This is a genomic window from Pannonibacter sp. I15F10I1 (genome assembly GCF_900185665.1).
In the GTDB taxonomy this organism is placed as follows: Bacteria; Pseudomonadota; Alphaproteobacteria; order Rhizobiales; family Stappiaceae; genus Pannonibacter; species Pannonibacter indicus.
On sequence record NZ_FYAN01000016.1, the window covers coordinates 71119 to 91245 of the forward strand.

The 20127-nt window shown below is 65.3% G+C and carries 21 protein-coding genes; 8 read left to right on the plus strand and 13 right to left on the minus strand.

What is annotated here, in order from left to right:
• Positions 1–182 precede the first annotated feature (182 nt).
• Positions 183–1241, minus strand: a complete 1059-nt coding sequence (locus tag IF10I1_RS11595; protein WP_186392896.1) for an aromatic ring-hydroxylating dioxygenase subunit alpha — start codon at positions 1239–1241, stop codon at positions 183–185.
• A 130-nt stretch (positions 1242–1371) separates the two neighbouring features.
• Positions 1372–1968, minus strand: a complete 597-nt coding sequence (locus tag IF10I1_RS11600; protein WP_058898172.1) for a hypothetical protein — start codon at positions 1966–1968, stop codon at positions 1372–1374.
• A 132-nt stretch (positions 1969–2100) separates the two neighbouring features.
• Between IF10I1_RS11600 and IF10I1_RS11605 the strand changes: the two genes are divergently transcribed.
• From IF10I1_RS11605 to IF10I1_RS11620, 4 genes are all read left to right on the plus strand, one after another.
• Positions 2101–2478, plus strand: a complete 378-nt coding sequence (locus IF10I1_RS11605; RefSeq protein WP_050474326.1) for a tautomerase family protein — start codon at positions 2101–2103, stop codon at positions 2476–2478.
• A 224-nt stretch (positions 2479–2702) separates the two neighbouring features.
• A complete protein-coding gene (locus IF10I1_RS11610) occupies positions 2703–3521 on the plus strand; it encodes a class II glutamine amidotransferase (protein ID WP_122519115.1) in 819 nt (272 codons plus the stop codon).
• 64 nt (positions 3522–3585) lie between these two features.
• Positions 3586–4158 carry a helix-turn-helix domain-containing protein gene (locus tag IF10I1_RS11615; RefSeq protein ID WP_186392897.1) on the plus strand — a complete coding sequence of 191 codons (573 nt, stop codon included), beginning with the start codon at positions 3586–3588 and terminating at the stop codon, positions 4156–4158.
• A gap of 136 nt (positions 4159–4294) precedes the next feature.
• Positions 4295–4831, plus strand: a complete 537-nt coding sequence (locus IF10I1_RS11620) for a GNAT family N-acetyltransferase (protein WP_186392919.1) — start codon at positions 4295–4297, stop codon at positions 4829–4831.
• A 16-nt stretch (positions 4832–4847) separates the two neighbouring features.
• Here the strand turns inward: IF10I1_RS11620 and IF10I1_RS11625 are convergent, their stop codons facing one another.
• Positions 4848–6464, minus strand: coding sequence for a pyruvate kinase (locus IF10I1_RS11625; protein ID WP_186392898.1), 1617 nt, complete (start codon positions 6462–6464; stop codon positions 4848–4850).
• Positions 6465–6669: 205 nt separating this feature from the next.
• On the opposite strand from IF10I1_RS11625, the gene IF10I1_RS11630 reads away from it, so the two are divergent.
• Entirely contained in the window at positions 6670–7761 is a 1092-nt protein-coding gene (locus tag IF10I1_RS11630) for a patatin-like phospholipase family protein (protein ID WP_082675872.1), read from the plus strand.
• A 147-nt stretch (positions 7762–7908) separates the two neighbouring features.
• On the plus strand, positions 7909–8922 hold the full coding sequence (gene mepA / locus IF10I1_RS11635; RefSeq protein ID WP_058898175.1) for a penicillin-insensitive murein endopeptidase: 1014 nt from the start codon (positions 7909–7911) through the stop codon (positions 8920–8922).
• Positions 8923–8957: 35 nt separating this feature from the next.
• Here mepA and IF10I1_RS11640 read toward each other — a convergent pair whose 3' ends face one another.
• From IF10I1_RS11640 to phnG, 10 genes are all read right to left on the minus strand, one after another.
• Positions 8958–10001, minus strand: a complete 1044-nt coding sequence (locus IF10I1_RS11640; RefSeq protein ID WP_186392899.1) for a sulfate/molybdate ABC transporter ATP-binding protein — start codon at positions 9999–10001, stop codon at positions 8958–8960.
• Positions 9998–10903 carry a sulfate ABC transporter permease subunit CysW gene (gene cysW / locus IF10I1_RS11645; protein WP_050474320.1) on the minus strand — a complete coding sequence of 302 codons (906 nt, stop codon included), beginning with the start codon at positions 10901–10903 and terminating at the stop codon, positions 9998–10000. Before cysW ends, IF10I1_RS11640 begins: the two co-directional genes overlap by 4 nt.
• Before the next feature lie 3 nt (positions 10904–10906).
• The gene (gene cysT, locus IF10I1_RS11650) at positions 10907–11731 is read right to left on the minus strand and encodes a sulfate ABC transporter permease subunit CysT (protein WP_019963628.1); all 825 of its coding nucleotides are present in this window, start codon (positions 11729–11731) and stop codon (positions 10907–10909) included.
• A 124-nt stretch (positions 11732–11855) separates the two neighbouring features.
• Positions 11856–12863 (minus strand): sulfate ABC transporter substrate-binding protein, encoded by a 1008-nt coding sequence (locus IF10I1_RS11655; RefSeq protein WP_186415304.1) that lies wholly within the window; start codon positions 12861–12863, stop codon positions 11856–11858.
• 208 nt (positions 12864–13071) lie between these two features.
• On the minus strand, positions 13072–13755 hold the full coding sequence (gene phnL / locus IF10I1_RS11660) for a phosphonate C-P lyase system protein PhnL (RefSeq protein WP_122519106.1): 684 nt from the start codon (positions 13753–13755) through the stop codon (positions 13072–13074).
• 3 nt (positions 13756–13758) lie between these two features.
• On the minus strand, positions 13759–14520 hold the full coding sequence (phnK, locus tag IF10I1_RS11665; protein ID WP_208977349.1) for a phosphonate C-P lyase system protein PhnK: 762 nt from the start codon (positions 14518–14520) through the stop codon (positions 13759–13761).
• 14 nt (positions 14521–14534) lie between these two features.
• Positions 14535–15425, minus strand: a complete 891-nt coding sequence (locus IF10I1_RS11670; RefSeq protein WP_186415303.1) for an alpha-D-ribose 1-methylphosphonate 5-phosphate C-P-lyase PhnJ — start codon at positions 15423–15425, stop codon at positions 14535–14537.
• On the minus strand, positions 15422–16522 hold the full coding sequence (locus IF10I1_RS11675; RefSeq protein WP_186424509.1) for a carbon-phosphorus lyase complex subunit PhnI: 1101 nt from the start codon (positions 16520–16522) through the stop codon (positions 15422–15424). Before IF10I1_RS11675 ends, IF10I1_RS11670 begins: the two co-directional genes overlap by 4 nt.
• Positions 16522–17148 carry a phosphonate C-P lyase system protein PhnH gene (gene phnH, locus IF10I1_RS11680; protein WP_186424510.1) on the minus strand — a complete coding sequence of 209 codons (627 nt, stop codon included), beginning with the start codon at positions 17146–17148 and terminating at the stop codon, positions 16522–16524. The genes IF10I1_RS11675 and phnH overlap by 1 nt, the downstream gene beginning before the upstream one ends.
• Complete coding sequence (phnG, locus tag IF10I1_RS11685; protein ID WP_058898183.1) at positions 17148–17609, minus strand: phosphonate C-P lyase system protein PhnG; 462 nt, start codon at positions 17607–17609, stop codon at positions 17148–17150. Before phnG ends, phnH begins: the two co-directional genes overlap by 1 nt.
• Positions 17610–17763: 154 nt before the next feature.
• On the opposite strand from phnG, the gene phnF reads away from it, so the two are divergent.
• Positions 17764–18474 carry a phosphonate metabolism transcriptional regulator PhnF gene (gene phnF / locus IF10I1_RS11690; RefSeq protein ID WP_055454415.1) on the plus strand — a complete coding sequence of 237 codons (711 nt, stop codon included), beginning with the start codon at positions 17764–17766 and terminating at the stop codon, positions 18472–18474.
• A gap of 116 nt (positions 18475–18590) precedes the next feature.
• Entirely contained in the window at positions 18591–20126 is a 1536-nt protein-coding gene (gene murJ / locus IF10I1_RS11695; protein ID WP_094463416.1) for a murein biosynthesis integral membrane protein MurJ, read from the plus strand.
• The last annotated feature ends 1 nt before the right edge of the window (position 20127 follow it).

Consider the following 20127-nt stretch of genomic DNA (forward strand, 5'->3'; position numbering starts at 1 on the left):
TGATACAAAGTCGGTCAAATGTTAATCTATAGACTAATATCGGCTCTCGATGAGCTTGACTCATCGAGAGCCGGTCAAGCCCGTGCGGCGCTTGAGCAATTTCAAGGCGTGATGCGTCAGCATCTCAGCGCCTTGGTATAAATCTGGCGTTCGCGAAGTCATGAGTAGATGCCAGCTGCCTCTCAGCTCATCCAGCGCAGCTCACGGCCACGCACCGGATTGACGAATGCGCGCCCCTCGGCCTGTGAGGCGGACCATTCCCGCTTCAGCTGCATCCACCAGCGCCCTTGCGTATCTGCATCATTGATCAGCATGAGCTTGGGATTGTACTCCAGCCCCTCACGCTGCTGGATGACGACACGGCGGTCCTGACCGAGGAAGACATTCATCAGGTGGCGGATCAGCGGCTTGAACGGCCCGATCCAGCCCATGCTGGCCCAGAACATCTGCCGCACTTCCGTCTCGTCCTCGCTCACCGGGGTGATGGTGGTCAGGCCGACGACGGAGTGCTTCGAGCCCTTGATATGCTCGATGCGCAGGCCCGGCAGCATGTAGCGGATTTCCGTGGTCACATCATCGCCCAGCAGCTTGTAGGCAATGTTCTGCGGCGGCAGCTTGTGGCGCACCATGGCCCAGCCCAGTTCGGACGGCTCGAACAGCTTGCGCTTGGGGCGCAGCTTCGCAGCGTTCTTCTTGAACCACCAGGAGGTATGCACGAAGGCCGCGTGGGTCGGGTCCATCAGGCCGAGGGCCGCATGGTCCACCGAACAGACGAAGTGCTGCATGATGTGCAGGGCCGGGCCCTGCTCCACCGCAAAGTCCGGCAGCATCGGCGGCTGCGGCTGACGGCCTTCCGCCGGGCTTTCGCCATTGGCGGCGAAATAGACCCAGATCAGCCCCTGCTGCTCCACGACGGGATAGGCGCCGCAGGTGATCTTGGAAAAGTCGATGGTCTGGTCTTCGTGGGTGGAGGGGATATCGACACAGACGCCATCCGTATCAAAGCGCCAGCCGTGATAGCAGCATTGCACGGTCTCGCCGTCGAACTTGCCGTGGCGCAGGGGGATGCCCCGATGCGGGCAGATGTCGCGCAGGGCGAACACCTTGCCGGCCTTGTCCCGGCCCAGCAGCACCATGTCGCCCATCAGCTTCTTGCCGGTCATCGCGCCGGGTTTGATCTCCGCACCCGGACAGGCCACGTACCACAGACCGCGCAGAAGTTCCGCCTTGAGATTATCCACCTGAAGTCACCCTGAAACCGGCCGCCGAAGCCTCTTTTGTCCGGGTGTACCCGAGCAGGACGGCAGGCTCAAGGCTTCGATGCAGCGGCCCGGTCCGCAGCATTACGGATGCTGGCCGGGCAGGAAGGCCTCAGGCGGCGCTGGAGAGAAGCGTGCCGATCTGTTCGCGCGTGCCGGCATAGAGCGAGGAAACCGACGCGCTCTGGTAGCTGGAGGAGACGCCGTTGCCGCTGACATTGATGCTGCCTGAGCTGGCGGAACGGGCCGAAAGGCCGGTCGCGCTGTCATAGGAAACGCGGTCATAGGACACGAAGGAGGCAGAAATCTTCTGGCCGCCGATCTCGCCTTCGATCAGGGTCTCCGTAATGGTTGCGCTTTCGTAGGCAACAGACGCGGAACCGGAGCTGCCGCTCGCATTCTCACCGATGGCCGAACGGATCTTGTTGGCGGTATCCGTATAATCTTCAATGCTGGCGAGAGATTTTTTCCCGCTTTCCTTTTCGTCAGTTTTGCCCTTCTGCGCAGCGTCGCGCAGGGCATTGATGACGACAGCATCTTCTTCAGCTTTTTTGGCTGCAGCTTCCAGAAGAGAAGTACTTGCGCTATCTTTGGTTGAAGGTCCGGAGCCAGCCTTGCCTGCCGCCGGGTTGCCGGACGCACCAGCGGAGGACTGGGTCACGGAAAGCAGGCTGGCGGAGGTTGTCGTCGTCTGGATCGAAAGCTGCATTCCGGGCTCCATCCTGGGCTGCGGGCGGCGAATCTGAAGTGGAGTTTCGGGGGAAAAGATTAACGCATCATTAACCAATCTTTCGGGGGCTGGGGGGCCGGGCCGGGGAGGATTGAAACGGAGGAAACGATTATGCCGGTCACACAGATCTTCTCGCTTCCCGGCCGCAGCGCCGAGGAAAAACAGCTCATCATGGAATGCATCCATGAGGCGCTGATGACCCGCTTCGACATCCCTCATGACGACCAGTACATGGTCTTCAATGAAAAGACGCGGGAGGACTTCTTCTTTGGCTCGTTCCCCGAGATGGAGCGCAGTGATGCCTTTCTGCTGATCCAGATCACCGTCAGCAACACCCGCAGCGTCGAGATGAAGAAGAACCTCTACAAGGCCATCTGCGACAAGCTCGGCCGCAAGGCCGGCGTCCTGCATGACGATGTGATGGTCTCCCTCATCGAAGTGCCGCGTGACTGCTGGTCCTTCGGCCGGGGCATTGCGCAATACACCTGACCCATTCCGCTCTGGAACGCGCGGCCCAATCTCCCCGCGGGGGCGAAAAATATCGAAGTGTTAATGCTTGGGTGGGACGATTCCCCAGGATAGGACGGATCCTGACGGAAAATCCGTATCCAATCCCGGCTCAGTGTCCTTAATCTTGCCGGGATTGGAAGGTTGCTTCGCTGGCTGCCGCCCATTCCCTCCCTGTCGCAACAGTTTACAGGCCGTCCCCAACCATGTGCCGTCTGGCTGCCTATCTCGGAACCGAGATCCCGCTCGAAAACATCATTGCCAAGCCCCGGCATTCCCTGCTCGTGCAGAGCCTGGATGCGCAGGAGGCAAAGCTCAGGGTCAATGGCGACGGGTTCGGCATTGCCTGGTATGGCCATGCAGCAGAGCCCGGCCTGTTCAAGGATGTGCTGCCGGCCTGGGCCGACACCAATCTGCAGAGCATCTGCCGGCTGGTGACGTCGCGGCTGTTTCTGGCGCATGTGCGCGCAGCGACGACAGGAGCGACGTCACGGGACAATTGCCATCCCTTCGCCCATGGCCGCTGGGCCTTCATGCACAATGGCAACATCGGTGATTTCGCCCGCATCCGCCGCGAGATGGAAATGCTCATCAATGAGGATTTCTACGCGCTGCGCCGTGGCACGACGGATTCCGAACTCTTCTTCCTGCTGCTCCTGACCAACGGCCTGGAACAGAACCCGCGCGCGGCGCTGGATCTGACGCTCTCGCAGGTGCTGGATATAGCCGCCCGGCGGACCACGGGCGAAAAGCCCATCCGGCTCACCTGTGTCTTCACCGAAGGCACGGAGCTTTTCGCCTTCCGCTACGCCGACGATGCGGCAGCGCCCACGCTTTACATCTCCGAATGCCTGGACCATGGCGGCCGCGCCTTTGCCTCGGAGCCGCTGGAAGGCGCCTGCGCGCGCTGGCGGCCGGTGGAACAGGGGCATCTTTACCGCCTGTCTTCGACCGGTGTTGAGCAAACGCCGCTGGCCGTGCCCCTGAGCGGCACGGCAGAGCGCGTTCTGGAAGCGGCCTGCTGAGTTTTTTCAAGCCGGCCCTCATCCCTGCTTGACGATTTTCCATATTTGGGATTTAATCCCGAATATGGAAAACAAGAAATCAGACCAGGCTGAACTTGATCAGCAGATTGCCCAGCGCCTGCGCCAGTTGCGCCAGGAAAAGGGGTTTTCGCTTGATCAGCTGGCGGCCCTCAGCGGCGTCAGCCGCGCCACCCTGTCACGGCTGGAAAATGCCGAAGTCAGCCCGACCACGGCCGTTCTGGCCAAGCTCTGCACGGCGCATGGGCTGACCCTGTCGCGGCTGATGCAGATGGCGGAGGATGCCTTTCCCGCCGTGGTGCGGCGGGAGGCCCAGCCCGTCTGGACGGACCCGGAAACCGGCCACCGCCGCCGTGTCATCTCTCCGCCCACCAGCGCATTGTCGGGTGAGGTGCTGGAATCCGTTCTGCCGCCCGGCACCTCCATCACCTATGAGGCCCCTCCCCGCCCCGGCCTTGAGCACCATCTGGTGATGCTGGATGGCAAGCTGACCGTGACACTCGAAGGCGAGGCGCATGAGCTTGCGCCGGGGGATTGCCTGCGGTTCCAGCTCTATGGCGGCAACAGCTTCGAAACGCCGGCAGACACCGGCGCCTGCTACCTGATTTTCATGGTTTGAGACCAACTCCCGATGAGCTTGACTCATCGGGAGTTGGTCAAGCCCGTGCGGCACCTGAGCAATTTCAAGGCGTGATGCGCCAGCATCGAAAGCCTTGGTACAAGCCCCCCTACGTAGGAGATCTTCCTTGTCCGGTATGACCCTTGACCTGCGCCGCAGCCCGGCGCAGCTGGATGATGCATGCCTTGATGGCCTTGCAGACGTGCTTTTCGGCTGCGTCAGCGGCGGGGCCAGCGTCAGCTTTGTGGAACCCTTCACGCGGGAGGACGCCCGCCGTTTCTTTGAACAGAAGGTGGCCCCGTCCGTCGCCAGCGGCGACAGCGATCTGCTGCTGGCCGTTGTGGAGGGCCGCATTGCCGGCACGGTGCAGCTGGCCTGCGACACCCCGCCCAACCAGCCGCACCGGGCCGATGTGCGCAAGCTGCTGGTTCATCCGGACTTCCGCCGCCGTGGCATCGCAGAAGCCCTGATGCATGAGGTGGAGCGGCTGGCCCGCGAGCGGGGCCGCAGCCTCATCACCCTCGATACCCGCGAAGGCGATTCAGCCGAACAGCTCTATCTCAAGCTCGGCTACCAGATCCTCGGCCGCATTCCTGCCTATGCCAATCACCCGCAGAGCGGTGAGCCGGAGGGCTGCACCTTCTTCTACAAGGTGCTGGCGTCTCCAGGCTGATAACCCAAGATGAAGCCTACCAGCTCTGCAGGCTGCGCAGCAGGTGGGCCTTCTTGTGCATGTGCCCACCCATGCGCGTCAGCAGCCCTTCCAGCACGGCAATGCCCCGGAAGAGATGCGGGCCTTTGTTGAGCATGACGCATTCGGCGCGTGCGGCCATGGCGGCGTCGGTCATTTCCCCGCGTGAGGCGATCCCGGTCTTCATCAGGCTCTCCATCACCTGCGTCGCCCAGATCACCGGCACATGCGCGGCCTCGCAGAGCCAGAGGATTTCCTCCTGCATCTCTGCCAGCCGGGCAAAGCCGATTTCCACCGCAAGGTCGCCGCGGGCGATCATCACGGCGGTGGGCTGGCGCCCGGCTGCGCGCACCAGCATGTCCGGCAGGTTGCGCACGGCGCGGCGGGTCTCGATCTTCAGGACAAGGCCGATGCTGCGCCAGTCTTCCGGGCGTTCCCGGGCAAGCACTGCCTGCAGCTCTTCCACGTCTTCCGGGGTCTGCACGAAGGAGAACTCCACCCCGTCCGCATGACGCGCCACAAAGGGCAGCAAGTCCCGGTCATCGGCGGTCAGGGCCGGCACCAGCACATCGCTGTCGGGGAAGTTGATGCCCTTCTCGGGCTTCAGCTTGTAACCTTCGATTTCAGGACCGGTGTCGATGCCCAGCACCAGCCCCCAGTCCTGTGCCGACAGAACGGTTGCGGCCAGCTTGCCGTCATCGATGAAGACACGGTGCCCCGGCTCGGCCGCTTCCAGGGCCTGACCCAGCTCGCATTCGATCGCCGGCAGCTTGCGCGGCGCCGCGTCAAGGTGGCCCGGACGCACCACAGCCAGTTCACTTTCCGGGAAGACCCGGCTGCCGTTCTTGCCTTTCTTCAGGGCTCCCGTGCGGATTTTCGGGCCCGGCAGATCCATCATCACCTTCATCCGGCGGCCGGTGGCATGGGCGGCGGCCTCCACATGGGCGATCATCGAAGCCCAGGCGCTTTCCCCATCATGGGCGCAGTTGATGCGCACCGCTTCCACACCAAGATTAGCCAGCTTAATAAAGAAGGAGGGATCACCGGCAGCTTCACCCGGAACCGTGACGAGCAGCCGTGCCGGGCGCGTTTCCTGCAAGGCGCCCAGCAGAGCATCGGCCCTTTCCCGGATGCGCTCCTCACCGGCGAAGAAGTGTTCAACCTGCGCCGCGGAAGAGGCGGATGCCGCCAGCCCCTGTCCCGTGGCAGCGCCCAGCAGGCGCTCCACCGCATGGAGCGTTGGCATCACGCGGCTCTCCGCCCGGCCGAGGGAGGACAGGCCCGCCGCCATCAGCCGCCTTTGCAGCGACCGCAGATCCCTGTGCCGCAGGGCAAGATAATGCGAGAGGTTCGCCGCGCTCGGGGCAAATTCCGGCGTCTCCACCCAGCCGTCCCAACGCGTGGCCAGTGCAGCGCCATCTGCGGCGACGGAGGCGGCAAGCTGGGCCACATCTGCCTGCAACTCCACCAGTGCAGGATCTGCGGGCGGCACCGTGCCCTCTGACGCCTTCGGCTTTGACGCCGCAGGCTTGCGTGTCCGGGCCGGGCTCTTGCGGGCAGTTGCAGGCTTTGCATCAGCGGCAGATTTTACGGCGGTCATATCATGCTCATCCATGGCGCACCTCCGCCGTTTTGGTAGCATCCGCCCATGACAGAACCTTGACCTTGCGCAAGCGGCACGGAAAACACGCCGTCTTCCGCCTTCCCTTCGTCGCAATCCTCGTCAACACTCACCGCCGGGTACGGGACAGCGCCCGGCAGTGATCTTCACTCGGGGGAGAGGGATCTGTTGGCCGGGGAGAAGACCAAGGAGGCCTGCGGTGAGCAGAAAGGCGAAGCATTTCATCCTGTCCATGGACGGCGGCGGCATCAGAGGCATCATCCCCTTGCGGATTCTTGAGGCTCTCGACGGGCGCCTGCGCCGTGCGGGCGTGACCCGGCCCCTGCACCAGATTTTCAGCCTGATTTGCGGCACCTCTGCCAGCGGCCTTGTTGCTGCGGCCCTCGCCGCGCCGCGCAACGGCGGCGCCGGGGGAGAAGCGGCGGGCACCCTGTCGGACCTGCGCCATTTCTTCGAGGTCGAGGCGCGCGAGCTGTTCACCTACAGCTTCAGCAAGCGCCTTGGCCGCTTTGTCACCAACCCGCTTGGCCTCTTCGACGAGCGCTATGATGCCCGCCCGCTGGAGCGGATGCTGAAGGACCGGTTCGGCTGGACCTCCATGGCCAGCGCCCTCACCCATGTGATGCTGCCGGCCTATGACATCGAACGGCGCAATCTGGTGATGATGTCCAGCGCGCCGGGGACCGATGGGGCGCGGCCGGATGATTATTACTTCTGGGAAGCGGTGCGCGCCTCCATGGCCGAGCCGTCGTTCTTTGAGCCTGCCCGCATCGACAATCTCACCCGGGGCTGCAACGAGGCGATGATCAGCGGCTCGGCCATGCTCGGCAATCCGGCGCTGGCCGCCTATGCGCAGGCCCGCCGCATGGGCTGGGCTGCAGAAGATATCGTGGTGATTTCGCTGGGCACCGGCCATGCCGGCGGACGGGCCTTCGAATTCGGGCCTGCCTGCCGCTGGGGCGCGCTCGGCTGGATGCTGCCGTCGAACGGCGCACCGCTGCTCTCGGTGCTGCAGGACGGGCATGCGGCCGCCACCGCCGGTCTGGCGGAACAGGTTTTCGCCGATCTCGACGGCCCCGCCTATTACCGCTTTGACGGCGAGTTGCCGCCGGAAGCCGAGGAGATGGACAATGGCCGGCCCGGCAATCTCATCCTGCTCAACGGCGCGGCCGACCGGATCATCCGCGATCAGACGCTGGTGCTGGATGAACTGGCGGCACTGATTGCAGCCAGCTACGAAGAGGCTGAGGAGGCCGGCACGACTGCCGGAAAGGAGCGGGAAGCGGCCTGAAAAGGGGGCTAAAAGGACACATGAAAGACCGGCCCGAAAGCGGTCGCTGACATGTCCGTGATCGCGGCAGGCTTGCCCTCAGCGCCCGACTCTGTTGAGATTCACCGGCAAGGGTCATCATGGCCCGCGCCACGGATTTCAGTGCTCATGGCTTATCTTTCCTGTGTTCCCCGGCCAACTGCGGCCCGGCGTCTTGCTTTTGCCCTCGCCGCTTTGGGGCTTTCCGGCCTGTTTGACGCTGCCCAGGTGGTGGAAGCCTCCGGCACGCCTGTGGCAAAGCCGGCCGCACGCGAGGCGGCGGCGTCACGGCTGCCGCGCAATCTGGATCCCAATGCTCCGGCCAAGGATTATTTCGGTGCCATGAGAGACCCGGCGCCGCTCGCCTCCCGCGCCATCGGCTCCTATGCCAAGGGCTGCCTGGCAGGGGCCTCGGCCCTGCCCATCAATGGCCCCTCCTGGCAGGTCATGCGCCTGTCGCGCAACCGCAATTGGGGCCATCCGGCGCTGATCAGCTTTCTGGAAGACTTCGCGACGAAGGCCCCGAAGGTGGGCTGGCGCGGGCTGCTGGTGGGCGATCTGTCCCAGCCGCGCGGCGGGCCGATGACCTCCGGCCACTCCAGCCACCAGATCGGCCTGGATGCGGATATCTGGCTGACGCCGATGCCGGACCGGGTCTTGAGCCGAGACGAGCGGGAAAACATCTCCGCCATCTCCATGGTCAAGCAGCCGCAGGATGTGGCAGGCGCAGACCGCAGCGTGGACCCGAAGCGCTGGACGGATACCCATGCCGCACTGATCCGCCTTGCGGCAAAAGACCGGCGCGTTGCGCGCATCTTCGTCAATCCGGCGATCAAGAAGGCGCTGTGCCAGTTCGAAACCGGCGACCGGGCCTGGCTGCGCAAGGTGCGGCCCTGGTGGGGCCACGACTATCATTTCCACGTGCGCATGTCCTGCCCGGCGGGCAGCGTGGGCTGTGCCGATCAGGACGAGCCGCCGCAGGGCGACGGCTGCGGCACGGAACTGACGTCCTGGCTGGCGGACGGCCCCTGGGTGCCGAAGATCGATCCGGAAACCGGCAAGCCGCCCCCCGTACAGAAGAAACGCCCGCTGGCCCTTGCCGCCCTGCCGAAGACCTGCGGCGAGGTTCTGACCGCCCGTTGAAGGCTTGGGCCGCTGAGGCCCGGCGGGTCTGAAGCTCAGAGCCCGGCCAGCGGAAAGATGTCGGCCTTGCGGATGGTGAGGCGTCCGGTTTCGCCGGCGTTGACATCCGTAGTCGACGGCACTTCCAGTTCCAGAGCCTCTTCCGGCGCACCGTTGCCGGTGGCGCGGACGATCAGACGGCGGCCGCCCGGATGGTCGATGACGCGCTGCACGGTGGCGGGGATGCCGCCGTCCGCTTCCCTCTGCCAGCCAAGATCCGCAGGGCGGACGTAGATTTCCACCGGCCCGCTCGCCTCTCCGCTGGTGCCCACCGGCTGGCCATCCACCAGCAGCGCGCCATCGCGGGCCTCGCCGGTGAAGCGGTTGGCATCGCCGAGGAAGCGGGTGACGAAGGGCGAGGCCGGGGTGCGGCAGACATCGCGCGGGGTGCCCTGTTGCTCGATGCGGCCTTCATTGAGGATGACCACCCGGTCGGCCAGATCCAGCGCCTCTTCCTGATCGTGCGTGACGAACAGCGTGGTGATGCCCAGCTCGTCATGGATCTCGCGCAGCCAGCGGCGCAGGTCGCGGCGCACATTGGCGTCGAGCGCGCCGAAAGGCTCGTCCAGCAGCAGCACCTTCGGGTCAACGGCGAGCGCCCGGGCCAGAGCGACGCGCTGGCGCTGGCCGCCGGAAATCTGCGAGGGGAAGCGGTCGCCAAGACCGGCAAGACGCACCAGCGACAGCAGTTCCGCCACCCGGTCCGCGATTTCCTGACGGCTGCGTCGGGTCTTGGAGACCTTCATGCCGAAGGCGATGTTTTCGGCGACGGTCATATGCGGGAAGAGGGCGTAGTGCTGGAACACGAAGCCCACACCCCGGTCGCGCACGGGGATGTTTGTGGCATCTTCCGTGCCGAAGAGGATGCGGCCCTCATCGGCATATTCCAGGCCCGCCACCATGCGCAGGATCGTCGTCTTGCCGGAGCCTGAAGGTCCGAGCAGGGCGACCAACTCGCCGCTTTCGATTTCCAGCGAGACACCGCGCACCGCGCGGAAGGTGTTGAAGGTCTTCACCACAGTGTCGAGGACGATTTTCATGGCTTTTCACCCTTGGCCTGATCACCGGAAAGCGGAGCACCGGCAAGCGCCGGGCGAGAGGCACGGCCTGCACCAACGCGTTCCAGAAGCAGCTTGGCGATGATTGTGACCAGCGCCAGCACCGTGAGAATGGCGGCCGCCGCAAAGGCGCCAGCCGTGTTGTAGTCGTGGTAGAGCAGTTCCACATGCAGCGGCAGCGTGTTGGTCTGGCCGCGGATATTGCCCGACACCACGGAAACCGCGCCGAACTCGCCCATGACGCGGGCGTTGCACAGCACCACGCCATAAAGCATCGCCCAGCGGATGTTCGGCAGCGTCACCGTCAGGAAGGTGCGCCAGCCCGAAGCGCCCAGCGAGGTCGCCGCCTCTTCCAGATCACGCCCCTGCGCCTGCATCAGCGGGATCAGTTCGCGCGCAACGAAAGGCGCGGTGACGAACATGGAGGCAAGCACGATGCCCGGCAGGGCAAAGAGGATCTTGACGTCTGCCGACTGCAGCATCGGCCCGAACAGGCCCTGAAGCCCATAGACGAACATATAGGCGACGCCCGCCACGATGGGCGAGATGGAGAAGGGAATCTCGATCACGACGATCAGCAGCCGCTTGCCGGGAAAGTCGAACTTGGTGACGGCCCAGGCGGCGGCAATGCCGAAGGCCGTGTTGATGGGCACGGCGATGAGCGCGGTCAGCACCGTCAGGCCGATGGCATGCAGCGTGTCCGGCTGGGCGATGGTGGCCGCGAAGAAGCCGAAGCCCTTGCTGAAGGCCTGCGCGAAGATGACGAGCAGCGGCGCCAGCAGCACGATGGCGCCAACGCCCAGCACGATGCCGATCAGCGTGCGGCGGATGGCCGGGCTGTCGCCGACGCGGGGCGGCTTGCGGGAGGTATGGGCATAGGCCATGGCTCAGCCCCTCGACATGTAGCGCAGGGCACGGGCCTGCAGCAGGTTGGTGATGGCCAGCATGACAAAGGCGGTGATCAGCATGACCGAGGCGATGGCGGCGGCGGCCTGATATTCGTATTCCTCCAGCCGGATGAAGGCGAGAAGCGCCGTGATCTCGGTCTGGAACGGCTGGTTGCCGGCAATGAAGATGATGGCGCCGAATTCGCCAAGGCTGCGGGCAAAGGCGAGCGAGGTGCCCGCCAGCAGCGCCGGGGTCAGCAGCGGCAGGATCACATTGCGGAAAATCCGCGCATCCGAGCCGCCGAGCGACTGGGCCGCTTCCTCCAGTGCCGGATCAAGATCCTCCAGCACCGGCTGCACCGTGCGCACGATGAAGGGCAGGCTGGTGAAGGCCATCGCCACCATGATGCCGAGCGGCGTGTAGGCGACCTTGATGCCGAAAGGCGCAAGGAACTGCCCGATCCAGCCGGTTTCCACGAAGAGCGTGGTCAGCGCAATGCCGGCCACCGCTGTCGGCAGGGCAAAGGGCAGGTCCACCATGGCATCGATCAGCCGCTTGCCGGGAAACTCGTAGCGCACCAGCACCCAGGCCAGAATGAGGCCGAAGACCAGATTGAACAGCGTTGCCGCCAGCGCGGAACCGGCCGTGACCATGTAGCTCGCCACCGCCCGTTCGGAGGAGACGATCTGCCAATAGGCCGTTGGGCCGAGGCTGGCGGCCTTGTAGACCAGCGCGCCCAGCGGCAGCAGCACGATCAGGCTGACATAGAACAGCGTGACGCCGAGCGATAGCGGCAGTCCCGGCAGGACGCGGCGGTGCCTCATCCGGCTTCTCCTGGTGTGGCGGTCCTCAGGTGACGGTCCTCAGGTTACGGGGCGCGGCCCCTTTCAAGCCGAAACCGGCAGGCACGGGCCCGCCGGTCTCAGATGCTGTGATTGCGCTGGGAAATCAGCGGTTTCCGAACAGCTTGTCAAGCTTGGCGCCGGAGGCAAAGTGCTCTTCCTGTGCCTTGTCCCAGCCGCCGAAGACGTCTTCCACGGTGACGAGGCGCACTTCGGGGAAGCTGTCCTTGAACTCGGCCTTCACCGCTTCATCATGCACCCGGTTGCCGCGGGTGGCCACGATGCGCTGGCCTTCCGGCGCATAGAGGAAGTCGAGATAGGCCTTGGCGAGATCGCGGGAGCCGCGGGCATCGACCACACGGTCAACGATGGCCACCGGGAACTCGGCCAGAATGCTGACGGACGGGGTGACGAGATCAAACTTGTCTTCGCCGAATTCCTTGGCGATGCCCTTGGTCTCGGCCTCGAAGGTGATCAGCACGTCGCCGGTGCCGCGCTCCACGAAGGTGGTGGTGGAGCCGCGCCCGCCCGTGTCGAACACCGGCACATTGGCGAAGAGTTTTGCGATGAATTCGTCCACCTTGGCCTCGTCGCCGTTGAAGGCTTCACGGGCATAGGCGGTGGCCGCCAGATAGGTATAGCGGGCGTTGCCGGAGGTCTTCGGGTTCGGGAAGATCACCTTCACGTCGTCGCGGACGAGATCGCTCCAGTCCTTGATGTTCTTCGGATTGCCCTCGCGCACCAGGAAGGCCGGCAGGGAGTAATAGGGAGACGCGCGGTTCGGGAAGTCTTCCACCCAGTCCGCCGACACGGCACCGCCCTTGACCAGGGCGTTGATGTCCGTGGTCTGGTTGAAGGTCACCACGTCTGCTTCCATGCCTTCCAGAATGGCGCGGGCCTGCTTGGAAGAGCCGGCGTGCGACTGGTCGATGGAGACATCCTTGCCCGTCTTTGCCTTGTAATCGGCAATGAAGGCCGTGTTGACCTCGACGAAGAGTTCGCGGGCAATGTCATAGGAGGCATTGAGCAGCTTGTCTGCGGCAGAGGCCTGCAGCGGCGCGGTCAGAAGTGCAGCGGCGGCAGCACCGGCTGCCAGAAGAGCCTTGAACGTCATGATGGGAACCCCCGTTTGATGTTGCCCAAAGCATAATCAAGGCAGGGCAGGACACGAGGCATGGCGGTCTTCGGCAGGCGCCAAGAGGAAAAACCTATGCCAAATTGCTGCCAATCCGGGGTGTGCTGTTCCTGTTGACAGCAAAGGACCGGGAGGAGGACGCAGGATGGCCTGCGTCCTTAAAGAATGCGCGGAAGGTGCACCCGGATCACGCTGCCGCTTTGGGCGTGAAGCCGGTCACATCCACCAGCCGGGTGCAGATGCGGGCGCGGGCTTCCTCGTCGTGGAAGATGCCGACAATAGCCGCACCGCGCGCCTTGGCTTCGCTAATGAGCGAGAGCACCACTTCCCGGTTGGCGGCATCAAGGCTTGCGGTGGGCTCGTCCAGCAGCAGGGCCGGATAGGCATGGGCAAAGCCACGGGCAATGTTGACGCGCTGCTGCTCTCCGCCGGAGAAGGTGGTGGGGGAAAGCTGCCAGAGCCTTTCGGGGATATTGAGCCGCCGCAGCAGATCCGCAGCCCGCGCCCGGGCCTCGTCCAGCGGCGTGCCCAGTTGCAGCAGCGGCTCGGCCACCACATCCAGCGCAGGCACGCGCGGCACCACGCGCAGGAACTGGCTGACATAGCCCAGTGTCTCGCGCCGCAGGCGGATGATCTGGCGCGGCTCGGCCTTCGTCACATCGGTGCTGCCCACGAGGATCTGCCCGCCGGCAGCCAGATAGTTGCCATAGATCATCCGCATCAGCGTGGACTTGCCCGCACCTGACTGGCCGGTGAGGCCGATGCACTCGCCCGGCTCGACGGTGAGGCTCGCCCCTTCCATCACCGGGATCACGGCGCTGCCCTGATTGTGCAGGGTGAAGGACTTGGACAGGTTTTCAATCCGGATCATGGGCTACACCTGCAGGACGGAGGAAACGAGAAGCTGGGTATAGGCATGCTGCGGATCGTCCAGCACCTGATCGGTGAGGCCCTGTTCCACCACACGGCCGGATTTCATCACCATCAGCCGGTCGGCGAGAAGCCGCACCACGGCAAGGTCATGGGTGACGATGATCACCGACAGGCCGAGGTCGCGCACCAGCCCGCGCAGCAGATCGAGAAGCCGGGCCTGCACGCTCACGTCCAGCCCACCGGTCGGCTCGTCCATGAAGACGAGGCGCGGGCCGGTGACCAGATTGCGGGCGATCTGCAGGCGCTGCTGCATGCCGCCGGAAAAGGCGGAGGGGCGGTCATCGATGCGGTCGGCGGCGATTTCCACCCGTCCCAACCAGTCCGTGGCCTTGTCGCGGATCGCGCCGTAATGCCGGGCGCCGACAGCCATCAGCCGCTCGCCCACATTGCCGCCGGCGGATACCCCCATGCGCAAGCCGTCACGCGGGTTCTGGTGCACATAGGCCCATTCGGTGCGCGATAGCCGCCGTCTTGCGGTTTCCGCCATGGCCAGCACGTCGCGCCCGTCATAGAGCACGGCGCCTTCATCCGGCTGCTGGTGTCCGGCAAGGCAGGACAGCAGGGTGGACTTGCCCGAGCCGCTTTCCCCGACGATGCCCAGCACCTCGCCGGGATAAAGATCGAAGGACACATCGGCGCAGCCGATGCGGGCGCCATAGCGCCGGGTGAGGCCGGACACCTTCAGAAGCGGTGTGTCCGTGATGGTCTGGTGAAGGCTCATCGCACCATCTCCCCTGCCCCGGCAACCGGGCTTGCACTCAGCCGCCCGGTGTGGCCGCAGGCCTGCCGCTGGCCACAAAAGTCAGTGTCGGAACAGACGAACATCCGGCTGCCCGCGTCATCGGTGATCACCTCGTCCAGATAACTGTCTTCCGCCCCGCAGAGGTCGCAAGCATGCGGCGCCTTGCCGGGAACAAAGGGGTGATCGTCAAAGTCGAGGCTGACCACCTGCGTGTGGGGCGGCAGGGCATAGATGCGCTGCTCGCGCCCCGCGCCGAAAAGCTGGATCGCCGGATTGCCCGAAAGCTTCGGATTGTCGAATTTCGGGATCGGCGAAGGGTCCATCACATAGCGCCCTTCCACCTTCACCGGATAGTCATAGGCCGTGGCGATCTCGCCATGGCGGGCGATATCCTCATAGAGCTTCACATGCATGAGGCCGTATTCCTCCAGCTCATGCATCTTGCGCGTCTCGGTTTCGCGCGGCTCCAGAAAGCGCAGGGGCTCGGGGATCGGCACCTGATAGACGAGGATCTGGCCTTCGGTCAGCGGCGTTTCCGGGATGCGATGGCGCGTCTGGATCAGGGTTGCCTCATCAGTCCGCTCGGTCACGGCAACACTGGCGGTGCGCTGGAAAAAGCGGCGGATGCTGACCGCGTTGGTGGTGTCGTCCGCCCCCTGATCGATCACCTTCAGCCGATCCTCCGGCACAAGGCAGGCCGCCGTCACCTGAACACCGCCCGTGCCCCAGCCATAGGGCATCGGCATTTCGCGGCTGGCAAAGGGCACCTGATAGCCGGGAACGGCAATGCCCTTGAGGATGGCGCGGCGGATCATCCGCTTGGTCTGCTCGTCCAGATAGGCGAAGTTGTAGGCATCGTCGGTCATTCGGCGGCCTCCCTGTCGGCGGTTGCGTCGCGGGCGGCTTCCGCTTCCGCCCGCAGGCGGCGCACCAGTTCCAGCTCCGCCTGGAAATCGACGTAATGCGGCAGCTTGATGTGCTCCAGAAAGCCCGTGGCCTGGATGTTGTCGCAGTGGGAAAGCACGAATTCCTCATCCTGCGCGGGGGCGCCGATGTAATCCTCGCCCAGCTCCTGCCAGCGCAGCGCCCGGTCCACCAGCGACATGGCGATGGACTTGCGCTCCGACTGGCCCAAGACGAGGCCATAACCACGAGTGAACTGCGGTGGCTCGGTGCGCGAGCCGGTGAACTGGTTGACGGTCTCGCATTCCGTCAGCTCGATTTCGCCAATTTCGATGGCAAATCCCAACTCCGGAATGTCCATCTCCACCGCCACCGTGCCGATGCGCAATTCGCCGACGAAAGCATGGGTGCGCCCGTAGCCGCGCTGGGTGGAATAGGCGAGCGACAGGATGAAGCCCTCATCCCCGCGCGTGATCGCCTGCAGACGCAAGGGGCGGCTGGCGGGCAGTTCCAGCGGCTCGCGGGTCAGGTCCGGCGGGGTGGCATCGCTCAGCGGCTCCTCCTGGATCAGCCCGTCACGGCCAAGAAAGCCGGTGACATGCGGCACCGGCCCGCCCTCCGCCGGGGCCTGCGGGGCCGGGTCAACGTCCCCTTCGGCGGCCAGTTTGAAGTCGATCAGCCGGTGGGTGTAGTCGAAGGTCGGCCCGAGGATCTGCCCGCCCGGCAGGTCCTTGAACGTGGCCGAGACCCTGCGGTCCACGGCCATGCCGGCCGTTTCCACCGGCAGCGAGGCGCCGAAGCGCGGCAGGGTGGTGCGGTAGGCGCGGATGAGGAAGATGGCTTCGATCAGATCGCCGCGCGCCTGCTTGATGGCAAGGGCTGCAAGATCGGGATCATAAAGACTGCCCTCCGCCATCACCCGGTTGACGGCGAGCTTCAGCTGCTCGCGGATCTGCGGCACGGTGAGTTCGGCGACGGAGGTGTCTCCGCGCCGCTCCTCCGCCAGCCATTCATGGGCATTGCCGATGGCGCGTTCGCCACCCTTGACGGCGACATACATCAGCAAGCCTCCACGATGGTTGTGCGCGGCAGCCCGGCGATCTGGCGGCCTGCGGTCAGGAAGAAGTCGAGCCCAAGCGGAAAGAGTGCATGGTTCTGCCGGAACAGCTCCGGATCGGGCAGGTTCAGCCGGGCTTCATCCGCAATGCCCGGCCCCCTCAGGCGGCAGCCTTCGGCAGCAAGCCGCTCCACTTCCAGCACCAGCGTCGCAGAGCGGTCCGGATAATCCGGGTCGCCAATGGAGAACTGCTCCATGAAGGGCTTCAGGTCCTCAAGGCGTCCGAGGGCAAAGCGGATGCTGGCGGCATCAGCCCCTGCCTCAAGGCTGGCCGCCGTCAGCACCGGAGCGCCGGTGTGGAAGGTGATCCAGCCGCGCATCGCCTCGCAATCCGCGTCACCCGCCAGAAACACCGGCGTCGTGGTGTCGGCAAGGGTCAGGAGCACGGTTCCGGCGGCTGGAGAAACGGGCAGCGGCGGCTGGGCCGCGTCCAGCGTGTGGATGGTGCCGGGGCGGGCGAGGGCTTCCAAAAGGCAGCGGAAAGCGCGCGCAGCCTCGATGGGCGCTTCGGCAAAGCCGCCAGTCAGGGCACCGGTCAGGGCACCGGTCTGGTCGTTGTTGGGCGTCATCAGTCCTCTCCGCGCACGAGGGTGAAGAAATCGACCTTGGTGGCGGCGGCCTTTTCCGCCCGCAGCTGCCGGGCGCTGGCTGCCTCTGCGGCCAGCACATCCAGCACGCGGGCCTGAAGATCTGCGGCGGCCTCTGTCTGCATCAGCGCATCCACACAGGCCGCGCGGGTGGCATGGGCCTTGTCGCGCCCCTGCACATAGGCATGGCCCACCTCGCCGCCGGGGAGCTGGACGGAGCAGCGGGTGATGGTCATCTCACCCAGATTGAAGGGCGCGCCCGTGCCGCCCATCCGCCCGCGCACCATCACCGCCCCGACTTCGGGACGGCGCAGCAGCGTGTGGTCCGGCAGATCCGGAAACAGCACGGCCAGACGCGCCGGATTGGCCTTGGCCAGCAGCGACAGCCAGACCTTGCGCTGGCTGTGCGGCTCGTCCTCCTGGGGGGAAACGGCGGGCTTCATCGGCACCTCGACATCTTTGGATCCTGTCTATATAATAGTAGACAACTAGACATATTGATATCGCAAGGGGCCATCCGGCTCAACCGCCGTCTTGTGAAATTTTTGCGACGGGCGGCTTTCAGCATCGGGCAGGCAGAGACTTCGGGGCAGGGCAATGGCGCGCAGCGCAATCTGGAAATCCATCGTGGACACGCTTTCGGCGGAGATTGCCGAAGGCCACTACAAGCCGGGGGACAAGCTGCCGACGGAAGCGCAGCTGGCCGCCCGCTTTGGCGTGAACCGGCATACGGTGCGCCATGCCCTGGGCGCGCTGGCGGAGGCGGGCACCGTGCATTCGCGGCGCGGGGCGGGTGTCTTCGTCACCATCCAGCCGACGGACTATGCCATCGGCCGGCGGGTGCGGTTTCAGCAGAACCTAGCCGCCAGCGGCCGCCTGGCCTCGCGCCGCATCAGCCTGATGGAAACCCGGGCCTGCGGCGAAAAGGAAGCCGAAGCACTGCAACTTGCTCCCGGTGACCCGGTGCATGTGGTGGAGGGCGTATCCCTGGCCGATGGGGTGCCGCTGGCGCTGTTCCGCTCGGTCTTTCCGGCTGCGCGCGTGCCCGGCTTCCTGCAGGCCATGGCGGGGCGGCAGTCGATTACCGAGGCGCTGGCCGACTGCGGCATCGCCGACTACACCCGCGCCCAGACGCGCCTGACAGCCAAGCTGGCCCGCCCCGTGCAGGCCCTGACGCTGCAGATCGCCGAAGCCGCGCCGATCCTGCGCTCCGTCTCGGTCAATGTGACGGAGGATGGCAAACCCATTGAATATGGCATCACCTGGTTTGCCGGGGACCGGGTGTCCCTCACCATGGCACCGGAATAGGCCGCCGGAGAACAGAAGACCCCCAGCGGCCGCGGCGTGACGGCGGCGCGGATATGGGGTAAGCAGCACGCCGCAGCCGGGCGCGGTGTCCGGCCTGATGTGCGGAACGTTAAGACATGCTGCGTCGCCTTGGCCTTATCGGCGGACTGACCCTTCTGAGCCGGCTGCTCGGCTTCATCCGCGACCTCATCATGGCTGGCGTGCTTGGGGCAGGCCCTATTGCCGATGCCTTCATGCTGGCCTTCCGCCTGCCGAACCACTTCCGCGCCATCTTCGCCGAAGGGGCCTTCAACGCAGCCTTCCTGCCCACCTATGCGGCGACGCTGGAAAAGGACGGGCCGGACAAGGCACGCCATTTCGGATCGCAGATCCTGTCCTGGCTGATGCTCGCCAATCTGGCGCTGCTCGCCTTTGCCTGGGTGGCAACGGGAACGCTGATCACCCTGCTGGCGCCGGGGCTGGGCGCAGAAGACCCCGCCCGGCCCATGGCCATCGAGCTGACGCGCATCACCTTCCCCTATCTCCTGTGCATGTCCATCGTGGTGCTGCTGTCGGCGGTACTGAATGCGGAGCGGCGCTTTGCTGCGGCCGCGGCTGCGCCCGTGCTTTTGAACATCGCCATGATCGGCACGCTGCTGGCCGTCAGCCAGTTCCCCGATGCAGGCAGCGCGGCGGCCTGGGGTGTGCTGGCGGGCGGCATTGCGCAGGTTCTGCTGCTGACGGCAGCCACCTTCCGCAGCGAATTCTCCGTCAGCTTCTGCCTGCCGAAGCTTGATCCGGGCGTGCGCCTGTTTTTCCGCCGCCTCGGGCCGGCGCTGCTTGCTTCCGGTGTCGTTCAGATCGCCATCTTCGCCGACACGATCCTCGCCAGCTTCCTGCCCTCCGGCGCCCTCTCCCACCTCTATTATGCCGACCGGCTGTATCAGCTGCCGCTGGGTGTCATCGGCATCGCGCTGGGAACGGCACTGCTGCCGGAGGTGAGCCGGGGCGCAGCAGCCGAGACGGACGAAGCCCGGCAGAAGCTGCGCGCCACCATGGATCAGGCCTTCAACATCTGCCTTGCCGTCGGGCTGCCGGTGGCGGTGCTGATGGCGGGGCTCGGGGAACTGGCCATTGCCGCCTTCTTCCAGCGCGGGGCCTTTGATGCCGCCGCCACCGCAGGTGCGGGCGCAGTGCTGCTGGCCTATTCGCTCGGTCTGCCTGCGGCTCTGGCTGTCCGCTCCCTCGTTGCCTCCTTCCACGGGCGCGGCGACATGGTGACGCCGCTGAAGATCCTCGCCGTGGCAACGCTGGTGAATGTCGCGCTGAAGGCCACCCTCTCCGGCCCCTGGGAAGCAGCTGGCCTTGCGGCCGGCACCTCCGCAGGCGTGTGGATCTACGCCATGGGGCTTTATCTGACGGCACGCCACCGCGACTACATGGGCACCCCGCCCGCCCGGCTGACCGTTCTGCTGCTCACCGGTACCGTGCTGATGGCGGGCCTGATGCTGCTGCAGGACCAGACGCTGGTGCTGTTCTCGAGCCTGCTGCCGCAAAGCCTCGGCGCGCTTGTGCCCTTTGCCACGCTGACGCTGCTGGCAGGTGCCGCCCTTGGCCTCTACGCCGTCATGCTCTACCCGGCCCGCGGGTTCCTGCGCCGCCGCAGGCGCTGAT

Coding starts and splice junctions, on each gene's coding strand:
- phnG (WP_058898183.1), bottom strand. CDS start 17,609: ATGAAGCCCGCCGTTTCCCCCCAGGAGGACGAGCCGCACAGCCAGCGC.
- IF10I1_RS11620 (WP_186392919.1), top strand. CDS start 4,295: ATGACCCTTGACCTGCGCCGCAGCCCGGCGCAGCTGGATGATGCATGC.
- IF10I1_RS11640 (WP_186392899.1), bottom strand. CDS start 10,001: ATGAAAATCGTCCTCGACACTGTGGTGAAGACCTTCAACACCTTCCGC.
- IF10I1_RS11610 (WP_122519115.1), top strand. CDS start 2,703: ATGTGCCGTCTGGCTGCCTATCTCGGAACCGAGATCCCGCTCGAAAAC.
- cysW (WP_050474320.1), bottom strand. CDS start 10,903: ATGGCCTATGCCCATACCTCCCGCAAGCCGCCCCGCGTCGGCGACAGC.
- phnF (WP_055454415.1), top strand. CDS start 17,764: ATGGCGCGCAGCGCAATCTGGAAATCCATCGTGGACACGCTTTCGGCG.
- mepA (WP_058898175.1), top strand. CDS start 7,909: ATGGCTTATCTTTCCTGTGTTCCCCGGCCAACTGCGGCCCGGCGTCTT.
- IF10I1_RS11675 (WP_186424509.1), bottom strand. CDS start 16,522: ATGTATGTCGCCGTCAAGGGTGGCGAACGCGCCATCGGCAATGCCCAT.
- cysT (WP_019963628.1), bottom strand. CDS start 11,731: ATGAGGCACCGCCGCGTCCTGCCGGGACTGCCGCTATCGCTCGGCGTC.
- murJ (WP_094463416.1), top strand. CDS start 18,591: ATGCTGCGTCGCCTTGGCCTTATCGGCGGACTGACCCTTCTGAGCCGG.
- phnL (WP_122519106.1), bottom strand. CDS start 13,755: ATGATCCGGATTGAAAACCTGTCCAAGTCCTTCACCCTGCACAATCAG.
- IF10I1_RS11625 (WP_186392898.1), bottom strand. CDS start 6,464: ATGGATGAGCATGATATGACCGCCGTAAAATCTGCCGCTGATGCAAAG.
- IF10I1_RS11605 (WP_050474326.1), top strand. CDS start 2,101: ATGCCGGTCACACAGATCTTCTCGCTTCCCGGCCGCAGCGCCGAGGAA.
- phnH (WP_186424510.1), bottom strand. CDS start 17,148: ATGACGCCCAACAACGACCAGACCGGTGCCCTGACCGGTGCCCTGACT.
- IF10I1_RS11655 (WP_186415304.1), bottom strand. CDS start 12,863: ATGACGTTCAAGGCTCTTCTGGCAGCCGGTGCTGCCGCCGCTGCACTT.
- IF10I1_RS11615 (WP_186392897.1), top strand. CDS start 3,586: ATGGAAAACAAGAAATCAGACCAGGCTGAACTTGATCAGCAGATTGCC.
- IF10I1_RS11600 (WP_058898172.1), bottom strand. CDS start 1,968: ATGCAGCTTTCGATCCAGACGACGACAACCTCCGCCAGCCTGCTTTCC.
- IF10I1_RS11670 (WP_186415303.1), bottom strand. CDS start 15,425: ATGACCGACGATGCCTACAACTTCGCCTATCTGGACGAGCAGACCAAG.